The sequence below is a fragment of the Microbulbifer variabilis ATCC 700307 genome (assembly GCF_000380565.1).
In the GTDB taxonomy this organism is placed as follows: domain Bacteria; phylum Pseudomonadota; class Gammaproteobacteria; order Pseudomonadales; family Cellvibrionaceae; genus Microbulbifer; species Microbulbifer variabilis.
The window spans coordinates 108,641-121,421 of record NZ_AQYJ01000024.1 but is presented as its reverse complement, the minus strand read 5'-3'; the positions used below and the strand labels follow the sequence as shown (position 1 = coordinate 121,421).

At 47.8% G+C, this 12,781-nt stretch carries 11 protein-coding genes; 5 read left to right on the top strand and 6 right to left on the bottom strand.

Features of this window, described 5'->3' with window-relative positions:
* Window positions 1-86: 86 nt before the first annotated feature.
* Entirely contained in the window at window positions 87-596 is a 510-nt protein-coding gene (locus tag G367_RS0107405) for a GNAT family N-acetyltransferase (protein ID WP_020412481.1), read from the bottom strand.
* Between the two features lie 184 nt (window positions 597-780).
* Window positions 781-996 carry a hypothetical protein gene (locus G367_RS26090; RefSeq protein WP_157533410.1) on the bottom strand — a complete coding sequence of 72 codons (216 nt, stop codon included), beginning with the start codon at window positions 994-996 and terminating at the stop codon, window positions 781-783.
* 158 nt (window positions 997-1,154) lie between these two features.
* Here G367_RS26090 and can point away from each other — a divergent pair, with 158 nt between their 5' ends.
* From can to G367_RS0107380, 4 genes are all read left to right on the top strand, one after another.
* Window positions 1,155-1,811 (top strand): carbonate dehydratase, encoded by a 657-nt coding sequence (can, locus tag G367_RS0107395; protein WP_020412479.1) that lies wholly within the window; start codon window positions 1,155-1,157, stop codon window positions 1,809-1,811.
* Between the two features lie 99 nt (window positions 1,812-1,910).
* Window positions 1,911-3,533 (top strand): FAD-dependent oxidoreductase, encoded by a 1,623-nt coding sequence (locus tag G367_RS0107390; RefSeq protein WP_020412478.1) that lies wholly within the window; start codon window positions 1,911-1,913, stop codon window positions 3,531-3,533.
* 99 nt (window positions 3,534-3,632) lie between these two features.
* Window positions 3,633-4,145 carry a flavin reductase family protein gene (locus G367_RS0107385; protein WP_020412477.1) on the top strand — a complete coding sequence of 171 codons (513 nt, stop codon included), beginning with the start codon at window positions 3,633-3,635 and terminating at the stop codon, window positions 4,143-4,145.
* Window positions 4,146-4,337: 192 nt separating this feature from the next.
* A complete protein-coding gene (locus G367_RS0107380; RefSeq protein WP_020412476.1) occupies window positions 4,338-5,069 on the top strand; it encodes a glycerophosphodiester phosphodiesterase in 732 nt (243 codons plus the stop codon).
* A 139-nt stretch (window positions 5,070-5,208) separates the two neighbouring features.
* Here G367_RS0107380 and G367_RS0107375 read toward each other — a convergent pair whose 3' ends face one another.
* Both G367_RS0107375 and G367_RS0107370 read right to left on the bottom strand, forming a co-directional pair.
* A complete protein-coding gene (locus tag G367_RS0107375) occupies window positions 5,209-7,830 on the bottom strand; it encodes a TonB-dependent receptor plug domain-containing protein (protein WP_020412475.1) in 2,622 nt (873 codons plus the stop codon).
* A 382-nt stretch (window positions 7,831-8,212) separates the two neighbouring features.
* Complete coding sequence (locus G367_RS0107370; RefSeq protein ID WP_020412474.1) at window positions 8,213-9,769, bottom strand: M28 family peptidase; 1,557 nt, start codon at window positions 9,767-9,769, stop codon at window positions 8,213-8,215.
* Between the two features lie 916 nt (window positions 9,770-10,685).
* Here G367_RS0107370 and G367_RS0107365 point away from each other — a divergent pair.
* Complete coding sequence (locus G367_RS0107365; RefSeq protein WP_020412473.1) at window positions 10,686-11,309, top strand: DUF2799 domain-containing protein; 624 nt, start codon at window positions 10,686-10,688, stop codon at window positions 11,307-11,309.
* Between the two features lie 32 nt (window positions 11,310-11,341).
* Here the strand turns inward: G367_RS0107365 and G367_RS0107360 are convergent, their stop codons facing one another.
* Both G367_RS0107360 and arfB read right to left on the bottom strand, forming a co-directional pair.
* Complete coding sequence (locus G367_RS0107360; protein WP_245556668.1) at window positions 11,342-11,950, bottom strand: HD domain-containing protein; 609 nt, start codon at window positions 11,948-11,950, stop codon at window positions 11,342-11,344.
* A gap of 115 nt (window positions 11,951-12,065) precedes the next feature.
* Window positions 12,066-12,479 (bottom strand): alternative ribosome rescue aminoacyl-tRNA hydrolase ArfB, encoded by a 414-nt coding sequence (gene arfB / locus G367_RS0107355; RefSeq protein WP_020412471.1) that lies wholly within the window; start codon window positions 12,477-12,479, stop codon window positions 12,066-12,068.
* Window positions 12,480-12,781: the final 302 nt, after the last annotated feature.

Below are 12,781 nucleotides of genomic sequence, written 5' to 3'. Positions count from 1 at the left end.
CAACCAGCGCAAAGTCAGTTCGGGCCTTATTGCCGCAGAGGCCTGAAAAGGAGGTAGGGGTTGATAGTAATACCAGCCCCAAAATGCTACAGGTATCTTTGCCAGAACTCTGCCTGACCGAACTCCTCATCTAGGGTATAAGGTTTAAACCCCACCTTACGGTAGGCATTCTTGGCCGCAAGGTTTTTCTCTAGAACTTCCATTGTTAGCTTGCAGCATCCTCTTTTTTTTGCCTCTCTCACTACAAACTCCATCATAGCGGCACACACTCCGTAACCTCGAGCCTGCTCGCTGACGATAACATCGTGAATATTGATTAGGGGCTGGCAAGAAAAAGTGGAAAAACCAGTAAAGCAATTAATCAGGCCTAACGCTTTTTCATTGCTGTAGGCCAATACTGTAAAAGCTCCTGGAAACTCCGCCAGCTTGGGCAGCAGTTGATTGCGGCACTGTTCAGGCAGGGGTTCTCCTCCCCCAAAGGGGTGGCGGGAATACTCATCCATCAAAGCGAGAATATCTGCACCGTTGCGACTGTCTCTATAATCCGCCATCGCAACTCGCACGGATGCCTTTTCCTCAGATTTTACAAACTCCATTAATACTACTCTTTCAGCTCTCTGCGCAAAATTACACTTTACGCCATACCTTTAATATTCCCATAATAAAAACAGATTTTTAATAGTTTGGCGACTTGGTAAGTTTTCCACGGCTATTGACCAGCTCAAGTTCTGATGGCACTTGATAACACCTATAGCTTAAAAATGCGTTATCAAACTTCTTCTAGCAAGACTCCTCCTCAATCTCCTTAATACTGAAGCCCTCAGGAACAGGTTCCCGCTCGATCTCACCTCCATCAGTATGGCGGGATAAGGCGTTGCGTAGGCGGGCACGTCTAGCCAGTAACTGGCGCATTCTCAATCGGTGGCGATCCATAAATCCGGAACGCAGCGAGGAACCTCTCCGCCTGCCGGGTCCAGAACTTTTTTTTCTTGCCATTATTTATTCTCCCTTTTTCGACCTGGATCTAGAACACTTAGACCAAGCTCAAGATATTGGTCATAATCTAGGTTAGACCAACACCCCTTGGCCCGCGCGAACAAAGCCGCTATCCTGCAACCATAATGTCCACCTGGTCACATTAGGATACAACTGCATTGCACCCGCTTAATCATCTACTGAAAAATAACCAGCAATGGTCCGAGGCTACCCGTGAGGAAAATCCGGACTTCTTTCTCAAGCTATCGAAACAACAAACCCCAGAATATTTATGGATAGGCTGTGCTGACAGCCGCGTACCCGCTAATGAAATTGTGGGTTTATTACCTGGGGAGTTGTTTGTACATCGTAATGTCGCCAACGTGGTGGTGCATACAGACCTCAACTGCCTGTCAGTGTTGCAGTACGCGGTAGAAATCTTAAAGGTGAAGCATATTATTGTGTGCGGTCACTATGGCTGCGGTGGAGTCCAAGCCGCACTGCACAATGAGCAACTCGGCCTGATCGACAATTGGCTGCGCCATATCCAGGATGTACGCGACAAGCATCACACCCTGATTGACCTTTTCCAGCAACAACAGCGCACAGACCTATTGTGTGAGCTCAATGTACTGGAGCAGGTAATCCATATCTGCCAGACCACCATAGTGAGAGATGCTTGGCGCGTAGGGCAGCAACTCTCCGTTAACGGGTGGGTTTATGGCCTGGAAGACGGCCTGGTACACGATCTCGGCGTCTCTATCAGCCACCCGGGGGAAATTGCCGACACCTACCAAAACGCCCTAGCCAAAATAGCCAAACGCAATAACGAATAGCAGCACTCCCTGCCGAACTCCCTTATATTTGCTCCTATAAAAAATTTCAGCCCCGGTGTCCTTCCATAGCCGGGGCCCAGGCTCGAGCAGGGAAGCGTTATGTCTGAATATCGCGTATGGGAATGCCAAAACTGTGGCTGGATCTATGATGAAGCTAAGGGCTGGCCCGAGGACAACATAGCGCCAGGCACACGCTGGGAGGAGATACCTGAAGACTGGTGCTGCCCGGAATGCGGTGCCAGCAAAAGCCAGTTTGCAATGCGCGAAGTCTCTACAGGTATCACCCGCCCTAGTAACATTTCACCATCAACATCTACAGCCACCTACCGTATCTGGGAGTGCATGGTATGTGGTTGGGTATACGATGAATCCAAGGGTTGTCCTGAAGAGGGAATCACCGCCGGTACCCGCTGGGAGGATATTCCTGAAGACTGGAGCTGCCCCCAATGCGGAGTCAGTAAAGAAGAATTTGACATGGTGTTGGTCTCCTCTGTATCAGTGGTGATCAGCTCAGCAAAACCAATCACGAATACGGGAGAGCCTCTGGTAATCCTCGGCACAGGGCTTGCCGGATATAATTTGGCGCGGGAATTTCGCAAGCTGGACAACCACACTCCCATGCTGATGATTACTGCAGATGATGGCGCCTTCTACTCCAAGCCCCTTCTATCTGCCTCCCTATCTCACGGCAAAACCGCCCAGCAACTGAGCCAAATAAGCGCTGAGGAGATGGCCAGAGAACTAGATGCGGAAATTCTTGTGCACACCCGGGTTTCCGAAATCAACCCAAAAGACAAAACACTTACTCTCCACCAGGAGACTGGCGAGCATATATCAGAAATACACTATGACCGGCTGGTATTAGCCACCGGTGCCTGCTGCCCTCCTATTCCCCACATCGAAGGTGACGCCCAATCACACTTGTTCCGTATCAATAACCTGGGAGATTATCATCGTTTCCGCACAGCCTTGGTGGGCCATAGGCGGGTGATTCTTATCGGTGCTGGGCTAATCGGATGCGAATTTGCTAACGACTTGGTGCAGGCTGGCTTTGCCGTAGAGGTAGTAGAACCACTTAACTGGCCTCTTGGGAGACTGCTGCCGGAACAAGCTGGACGTGACCTGCAGAGGGCATTGGAAAAGCACGGGGTACGCTTCCACTTTGGCTCATCTGTTCAAGCCCTCAAGCGTACTTCCGGGGGGCTGGAAGCCCAACTCGTTAACGGCGAAACAATTCAGGGGGATATCGCCCTGGCGGCACTGGGCTTGAAGGCAAATATAAGGTTGGCAGAAACCGCTGGACTCGCGGTCGAACGCGGTATTAGCGTCAGTCGACACCTTCAGACCAGTAATAAATATATCTTTGCACTCGGTGATTGTGCCGAGGTGGACGGCCACCAACTTTTTTTTGTGGCACCTCTCATAGCCTGTGCCCGCGCCTTGGCAAAAACCTTGAGCGGCGAAGCGACTCCCGTGAACTACGGCGCCATTCCGGTTGCAGTAAAAACCACCTTGCACCCCACCACTGTGTGCCCTCCCCAACCCAATACTGAAGGCCGCTGGCAAGTTTTCGAAGACTCTGAAGGTGTGCGTGCCGAGTATCGTGATCCGTCAGGCAAGCTACGTGGTTTTGCTCTGACCGGCTCCTCAATCTCAGCGCGTGACCGCCTCTGTGAAGAATGCGTGCCAATCATGGACGGCCCTCCACACACAAACCATTAACCGAGCTTCTTTCGCTAGTATTGGAGGCAAAGCGCGCAATAAGTACGCTTTTGCCGTAAAATGGTCGGCTAGCACAGATTTTGTACAAGCAAGCTCCGTATGACGACAGAAAGAAGCCCCATCATCACCCCATCTACCCAACAAAGCCGCCTTTTGCGCGATACCTTGGGTCAATTCGCCACAGGTGTCACCGTCATCACTACCCAGGATATTAACGGCCAACCTGCTGGAATGACCGCAAACAGCTTTAATTCTGTCTCCCTGGATCCAGCGTTGGTACTCTGGAGCATTGACAAGCAATCTCTTGGCTATGAAGCATTTACCACTCGCGAACACTTTGCAGTGCATGTTTTACGTGCAGACCAGCAGCATGTCTCCAACCTGTTTGCTGGCCGCGGGGCCGACAAGTTCGGCCAGGTACACTGGTATGAAGGACCCAATGGCATTCCCCGTCTGGACGAGTGCGCAGCTTACTTCCACTGCCGCCGTGTGCAGTGTATCGAAGGTGGCGATCACACCATCCTTTTGGGCGAAGTTTTGGAGTTTTCCGCCCCCGGCGGCGAACCATTGGTTTTTCATCGCGGCCGCTATCGCGCCTTGGCTGGCGATTAATTATCTGTTTGCTTTTAGTTATCAAGGCACTTTCCGGAGGGCTACTTTGGCCTCTTTTCATACCTTGGCGCTATAAAAAATTTTTTTTTATACTAACAGGTCAATAGACTCGATAAACTTTGGTGGCGGCATAACCCCCTCGTAATAATTTAGTGGCAGGCTCTCAAAATTTACTGATTGGACTCAAAGGTAATGACTCCAGGCACTCTCTTCTGCTTTGCACACCGCGGTTACCAGCGGCGAGCCAGCGAGAATACCTTGCAGGCTATTGGCCACGCACTGGAAATGGCAGTCGGGGGTATTGAAATTGATATCTGGAATGTGGGTGGCCAACTTCTAGTAAAGCACGATCGGCGCCTGGGACGCCTAATCCCGGGCAGTGAGCTAATTACTGAGATGCGCCCAGAGGATTTGAGAGAAAGACCCCTCCCTTGTGGCAATACTATTCCATCACTTCAGGAAGTACTGGAACTGGTCGGCGGCAGCGCACAGTTAAATATTGAAATTAAAGGCCCCAATTGCGCTTCCTTACTGGCAAAGGAAATACGGCGTTTTGTCACTGAAAAAGGCACTACATTCGATCAATATATTATTTCCTCATTTGATCACAGACAGCTGTATGAATGCCTGCGCCTATTACCCGAAGTACGCCGTGGGGTGTTAATTAGTGGAGTACCCCTTGATTTAGCTGCCTGTACCGCGCCATTACAAGCATATTCGCTACACACTAACCTGGATTTTATTAGTGCAGATTTACTGGCTGATGCCGGACAGCGGGGACTCAAAAACTATGTCTTTACTGTTAATAACCCTAATGACCTGGCAATGCTGGCCGCACTAGGCGTAGACGGGGTTTTCACCGATGAACCGCAGATAGTACTGGATTTCAACACACGAGTTCTCGCCAGCAGCGCACTTTGCTAACAGAATATTTGGTATGTCGTTCATGTAATACCATACAAATAAACCCGGCAAAAGTGCCGGGTTTATTTCTTTCAATGGCCTCTTACGACGTATAGCTCTTAACAAAATAAAGTAGCCAAAGACTATTTACTTCCACTGTTTAGAACTCTGCACTAGCACGTAAATACCAGAAGCCGCCGTTGAAACCAAAAGGCGAGGTCAATGCCTGGTCTACGCCCAGAAACTGCAGGGTTCCATCCTGTTCGTCATCAGGCTGTACATCAAAGATATTCTCACCACCGATGGCAATTTTGTAATTCTCATAGAGCGTGAAGGTTGCCTCCAGGTCCACCAGTATCTCGCTGCCATAGCTATAGGTATCCGAAGCATCACCCGGCCCAAACAGCCCCCCTGTTGACTCCCAGCTGCTATAACGATTCAGACGTAAATAACCGCTGAATATATCTCCGGTATCAAAATCCAACGTTAGTGTGGTGCGATCACTGGGCACCTGGTTTTCCAGGTCAAAAACCCTGGAGGCATTGATGGTGTTTTCTGCAACATTACTCACTTCCTGCTGGTTATGATTATGGCGTAAATCTACCACTAACAAATTGCCAGCCACCTCAAAATCACTGGTAACTGCCAAGTCGATACCCGAAATTTCAGAGTCATAAGCGTTGACAAAATAGTTCGCATTACTACCACTCAGAAGTGCCGCATTTTCAACTCCCGCACTCTGAAGGAGTTCAACTTCCGCATCACCAATCGCATTGTTGCGCAAGGCCAGCCGATCCTCGATATCGATGTTGTAGTAATCGACAGTAACGCTGGTGTTATCGAACGGTGAAAAAACCGCCCCCAAGGTAAAGCTGGTGGATTCCTCTGGACTTAACTCTGCAGCGCCCAATGCCATAGCAACCGGGTGACTCACCGGGTATGTTCCATTCGGAATCAGATTACCGCTGGAATCAGCAGTTGTCGTGACATTCAGGGTGTTTACCTGTCCGGGAGTAGGCGCGCGGAAACCAGTATTTACAGTACCCCTTAGGGCGAAACGCTCATTGATGTCATAGCGGGCTGAAATCTTCCAGTCAGAGGTAGACCCAAACTCATCATATTCTTCAAGGCGTAGTGCCGTACCTAGCGTCAGTGCATCAGTTACGTCCGCTTCAAGGTCAATATAGGCGGCAATACTCTCACTACTGTAACTGCCGACAGCCTCAGTGGGGAAACCCTGAAATCCATCCGAGCCGACGCCAAAATGGGCCGCAGTCGGGCCCACTTCAGTGGAAGCAGAATCACCTGCGCCAATTGAATAGGTTTCCTCTCTCCACTCAGCACCAAAGGCCACGTTAAGCGGCGAATCTAAAAAAGCCAAATCCACAGGTTTCACAAAATCCGCATTAAGGCTGGACTCTTCCTGGGTAAGAGTGCCCGGCTTGAAACTGGTGGGCGACAATAAACCGAGGCTAGGGTTTATAGAATCTTTCAGTACATATTCCACCTCATTCTCCGCAACCCGCACGCGCAGGTCCCAGGTCAGTCCATTTTGCATTTCGCCTCGAGCACCTACCACGGCGGAAATATCATGAATTTCTGCACCGAACTGGGGGTTATAGCCGCCAGGGAACTGGGTGTAGATGGGGTTGCGCAACACATATCCACTGGGGCTGGAATTATCGGCTACCAAATAATCGGATGGGTTTAACCCCTGGCCGATAATGTAATCAATCAACGACTGTGGTGCCGGATCTGGCAAATAGTCGACACTTCCAGGGTCATTAGGATCACTGGGCATATCCACCTGTAAAGTACCGCGAGCGGTAAATTGATGTTCCGGGTCAAGTACTGGGCCACGATAGAAGAAGTCTGAAATAGTTTCGTTGGTTGAGTAACCAAAATTTCCGTACAGCTCGACATCATCATTAATATCCAGGCCGCTGTTTACAAAAAATTTCAATGTCTCCACATCTGGATCACCCCAGCGCTGGCCAAGCCCGTCGAGCGGCACCAGGTCCTCTCCAACCACAGATCCGACAAACTCGGCATCAGGACGAGCGACGCCGCGCCAGGTTTTATCGGCCTTGGAATATTCCACAGTGCCATTGACAAAGCCCTTATCCCAGAGATTAAAGCCTGCATTGGCCGCCAAGCTGTTACGAGCCCCATCTCCTTCAAAATACTCACCAGTTTGTGCAGAAAAGCCGAAACCTTCTGCATCATCCTTTAAGATAATATTCACTACTCCGGCAATAGCGTCAGAGCCATATTGGGCCGAGGCGCCATCACGCAGTACTTCTATCCTTTCTATGGCCATAGATGGCAGCGTAGAAAAATCCACAGCCTGAGCACCTTGGTTAACCGTTCCCAGCGGAGCAAGTTGTAAGTTTACAAGGGCTGAACGGTGTCTACGTGTACCGTTAACCAGCACCAGTGTCTGGTCCGGAGATAAGTTGCGCAGGGTCACCGGACGAATAAATGCTGTTCCATCCGCAATTGGGAAACGCTGGGTATTAAAGGAAGGGGCAATTTTTGCCAGAGACTCTGTCAGATCGAAACTGGCCTGATCAGCCAGTTTATCACCACCGACCACATCGACTGGGGACAGAGTTTCTGTGGGAGAGACACCCTCCTTGCGTGTACCGGTAGTAATCACCTCTTCCATCGCCCGGTCATCGACAGCCGGGGGCTGCTCGCTTTGCTCCTGGGCTAAGACGCCTGGAGCCGTAAGTACGACAGCGATTGCCAGCGACAAAGGTCTTAGCAAATAGGTTTGCATGTTGCCCGTCCTCTCTTTTCATTATTAATTTGGACAGCACACCACTGGATAACCTTGAATAGTGATGAGCAGTATTATTCTTGCGCGCACTGAGACCTACAGAGCACTTTTTTGCTATGGGAATATATCAGCCTACCCTTATCTCTGAAAATTTTCGCGTCAGTGCTAAAAGTCTCTCAATTTTTGACATTTTCCCTCGCCTGATTAGACAACAGTTACTCTGGAAACCAAAACTCATGGCGTTTAAATTTATTTATGTTAATAGTTGACACACCTGACTAATGGTCATTGCTGCCAGGTGTGTCAAATTTTCAATTTTCCAGTAAATATTATTGATAGGATTCACATACCCAGAGAAGAAACACTCCCAGGCCACTCGCCATTATTGCGGGGTATGGGTTACATTCAATTCAAAACTGGACGTTTGACGACTATAGCCTCGAACCATGATGTAAGCTTCGCTATCACCATTTGGCACCTGTAAAGTACAGTTCTCATCAGAGCCATTTTCGTAGGGCCTGCAATCGTAATAACGCCAGGTGGGTGCAGCCCCAAAACGCACATATAAATCGGCATCATTTGTTCCCGTCATATCCGCAACAAAATTTGTGCCAGGCGTCACACTAAATGCCCCGTAATGCTCCTCACCACCTCGCGACACGTTGCCCGAGAAGCTTTGGGTCTGCTCTTGGCCTGGATCGGGGTCAGGATCTGGATCGGGGTCAGGGCCAGGATCATTGCCAATATACCCCTTGGCCAGTTCCGCCACATAGGCTGCCGCCAGTTTGCCAAATTTCACGGCATGATTGGCATCTCCACCACTATTAGCAAGAGTGTCATTTACAGTGTGGATATATGGGTTAGAACCATTAAAAGTCGCCTCAAAAGGGAAGGAAACCGCATACCCCTGATCGTGCCAGGAAGCGTGATCAGAACAAGCATAACCACAGTTAGTAGTGCCGACACTGAGGCCACCCTGATAGGTTTGCACCAGATCTTTAAGGAATGTGTTCTGGGCACCATTGGTGTAATCACCGATAATATAAATATCGCTATTCGAACCATAGTAATTGGTCATATCCAGCTGTAGCACACCAATCACGTTCTTATTCTGGTTCTTGTAATCTGTAGCTATATCATCGGAACCACGCAGCCCAACTTCTTCAGCCGCATACCCCATAAATGCCAGAGTTTTTTCCGGCTTATAGTCCGAAACTACTATTGCATTAATCACATCGGTCAAAGTTGCAATACCCGAGGCATCATCATCGGCACCCGGTGCTCGTGTACCCTCCCCGGTGCCAAACCCTACTGTTGAATCCAGGTGGGCCCCCAAAACCACTATCTCATCGGGATCTGTCTGTCCCTGAATAGTGAGAATAACTGAGGGCTGGGCCCAGCTGTGATTGTAAAGTTGCGCTGAAGCATCACTTCTTGAGCTGGTTAGATCCTGCCACTTATCCCGAATCCATTCGGCAGCATCCACCCCGGTTGTCGTTGTGTAATAGCGGTTGGTAAAGCTCGACAGGGTTTCAATAGTCGAGCGAATATTTGCCTCTGAGATTTTTCCTTGTAATGCACTGACCACATCCGCATTATCAATCGTATAACTGGCAACACTCTCTACCGTACTCACTAGCGGTGAAAGCTGCGCAGCCTGCGCCTCCTCCAGTGATTCATGTACCATAAAGCCACCACAGCGATTGTGGCTATTATGCATAATGGTAGAAATATCGGATAAATTACCCTCATCTACCTTTAATATCGTTATATCATTGTGCTCTCCTTGTGCAACCAGCGGCTGTTTTGACATTAATGCACTATTTTTTTTCAGGGTTTGATAGCCATCACTACCAATGGTTATCCACAACTCCTGCGCCAAGGCTATACCAGGCACTGCCAGGAACCCTATTAGCGATGTACGAATCATTTTTTTCATTATCTTCTCCACATTGATTTAGCCCCCTGCGCAAATCGGCAAAACCCAAGAAAACACAGACGGGCACCGTACACCCATGCAAAAATCTTGCACAAACAGCAATGCCGAAAACCAACAACATTCAAATAACATACAAATTATTGAATTTGGAGACGCAACCTGACTTAAAAGGAAATACTACAGGTCATCCAGATTTATTTTTATTATTCAAATTTTGAAAACGCGGAGGAGCCAAGTAAAACCAACTCGAATAGCTGGCAACTAAAACCGTAACACATACAAACAAATACTGAAATAATTTAGCAGTAATCACCAAAAAATAAATCATAAATTTTAAGAAAGATAAAAGATAAAAGATAAAAAAAATAAGAATATAAAAAATCCACTAATAGCAATTTGAACTAGGCATATCTCATAAAAAAATATCATGAAATCTTTGCTGTAAAAAAATATACTCAATAAGCGAAAAGTAAAACTTCTTCGAATATAACGAGATTGGCAAGATAAAATGGGGACTTATTGTGACCTACTACTTTGAGACGAGGCATTCAATAGAGAGAAGTAAATTTAACGACTATTGAAATTGCATAAGCAACTCTTCTGCTACATTCCATTACCTGACAGTGAAGATGCACTCAAAGCATATTGACACTTATTAATTCCAGGACAATCGGCAACACCAATACGGACAATGGACTAACTCCGTAACAACCAACTTGAATAAACCCCTGACGCTACATCTCCGCTTGAAACCTGGAAGAACGATATAGGCGAGCTACCGCTCTACCCCACTCTTCTACTGAGACCACCAAGCCCACCATCAAAATAATCTGCCAGAGGTTTTCTTCATATCTTCAGCCTACAGTCAGGTTCCAGTCAGTAAGCTCTATTAACAACCAGACAACAGGAAGCAACTGTGCAGTTAAGATATGGAATCCTTCTCGCCTCCCTCTCACTTCTGATTACGGGCTGCGCCACAATGAGTAAAGATGAGTGCCAAATGGCGGATTGGCAAGCAGTAGGCTTTGAGGACGGTGCAGCGGGCAAGGATTTAGGGTATATGGGCCGGCGTCGTGAAGCCTGCGCGAAACATGGTGTACAGCTTAATACCGGTGCCTATCGCAGTGGTCGCGATGAGGGGTTAGGGCTATTTTGCACAGAGCTGCGCGGCTTTGCCGAGGGGCGCTCTGGAGAAAACTACAATGGGGTATGCCCAGCTGACTTGGAAGGCTTGTTCCTGCGCGGTTACGAGGCCGGCCAGGATATATTCGTAGCGCACAACGCAGTAAAAGAGCTCGAAGCAACAATTCACGACCTGGAATTGGAGCGTGAGCACATCCTTGATGACATTACGGAGATGAGCGCTCTTATTGTGCTTGACGAAACCAGTCGGGATGAAAGGGTTATCTTGTTAGCAGATATTGCCCGACTAAAAATACGCCACACTGAGCTGGGGATTGAAATTAATGACCTGCTTTTTGCCTTAGGCCAGCGTCAAGCAGAGTACCAGGATGTTCTTGCAAGCTCACCTTACCACTAATAACTTGGTAATTTTCACTAGTGAAAGGCGTCTTATTTTAGGAAGCCTTTCTCTACTGCACTGTCTAGTTTCCCCTTTATTACTCCCCATAGCTCTTTACTACCCGCACCAATTCGGCTATTTAGGGAAAATACCTGGCTTTTACTTATTTCATATTCCTTCCACGTGTGCCCCTCATTATGGCAGTTTTGTAATAGTGGTGGCACCCTATCAATCGCCCGAGCAAACCGGGACTCTGCTGTTTCACCAGCCTCAAATTCTTGCCACAAATGCAGACACTCTGCCTTTAGGCCATCTGGCAACTTAGCCAATAAGCGTTCGATCCCCTGTTTCTCATTGGCTTTTTGCTTATCAGTCTCAGCAAAATAAATAATCTTATCGCCAGCATCTATTTCGCCCAGGTCATGGATCAGTAACATTTTGATAACTCGATCTATATCAACCTCCTCATTGGCATAGTCTTTTAACGCCAGCGCAGCTAGACAAACATGCCAGCTATGTTCAGCTGAATTTTCACGACGATTGATTCCGACCGGCCGAGTTTGACGCAAAACACTTTTCAATTTTTCCACCTCTATCAAGAAATCAAGAATCTGCTCAATCTCTCCCATAAAATTCCTTTGTTTATATTTCTTATTCAAATGGCTATTTAGCGAAAAAACAGGTATTAAATTCAATTCAAAATAATCAATTCTATAGCCATGCAGTATTAATTTTGCACACAATCAACGATGAAAAAAACTTTGACAAGTGAACTTATTCTTTGATCTTTCCTCGCATCGCCTTTACCTGAGAGCGTCGATTTTTGCTTTGCAGCCTTCTCTCTTTTGCTCCGCGACTGGGCTTGGTAGGAATACGCCGCTTTGGAACTTCAGCAGCCTGCTCAATTAGCTGTTGCAACCGAGAGAGGGCATCCTCTCGGTTTTTTTCCTGGGTACGGAAAGTCTGGGCCTTGATTACTACAATGCCATCAGAGGAGATCCGCCTATCTCTTATTTGCAGAAGCCGCTGTTTAATATTCTCTGGCAGCGAGGATTCATAGATATTAAAGCGCAAATGAATAGCACTGGATACCTTGTTAACATTTTGACCTCCCGCGCCCTGTGAACGCACAGCACTCAATTGAATTTCATCCTGAGGTATCTGGATTCGTCGCCGGGTGCCCAACATTTCACCTTTAAGTTCAATTCAAACACATCAGCAAGTGATAAGTCCTTGCATACCTGTGCATTTTAAGCTAACTCCTGGCGATAGAAAAAATACAAGTACAATACAAGTGTACCTATTTACCTCCTTAGGACTCTTCACGCAAATAAAGTGCAATGTGGAGAACGAGGTGAGTAATTTTAAAGTTAGGATGTATTTACCAAAAAAAAATCATCCAGTACTATTGCGCCACTTTTGTAGAGTGTCTCTCAAGGCCACTTCATCCCTAAAGTGACCAAGCAGCCAGCCTCTTTGCCCGTGACTTA

Excerpts from the sequence above, each read along its gene's own strand:
- G367_RS0107405 (WP_020412481.1), bottom strand. The coding sequence starts at position 596 with ATGGAGTTTGTAAAATCTGAGGAAAAGGCATCCGTGCGAGTTGCGATG.
- G367_RS26090 (WP_157533410.1), bottom strand. The coding sequence starts at position 996 with ATGGCAAGAAAAAAAAGTTCTGGACCCGGCAGGCGGAGAGGTTCCTCG.
- G367_RS0107390 (WP_020412478.1), top strand. The coding sequence starts at position 1,911 with ATGTCTGAATATCGCGTATGGGAATGCCAAAACTGTGGCTGGATCTAT.
- G367_RS0107385 (WP_020412477.1), top strand. The coding sequence starts at position 3,633 with ATGACGACAGAAAGAAGCCCCATCATCACCCCATCTACCCAACAAAGC.
- G367_RS0107380 (WP_020412476.1), top strand. The coding sequence starts at position 4,338 with ATGACTCCAGGCACTCTCTTCTGCTTTGCACACCGCGGTTACCAGCGG.
- G367_RS0107375 (WP_020412475.1), bottom strand. The coding sequence starts at position 7,830 with ATGCAAACCTATTTGCTAAGACCTTTGTCGCTGGCAATCGCTGTCGTA.
- G367_RS0107370 (WP_020412474.1), bottom strand. The coding sequence starts at position 9,769 with ATGAAAAAAATGATTCGTACATCGCTAATAGGGTTCCTGGCAGTGCCT.
- arfB (WP_020412471.1), bottom strand. The coding sequence starts at position 12,479 with ATGTTGGGCACCCGGCGACGAATCCAGATACCTCAGGATGAAATTCAA.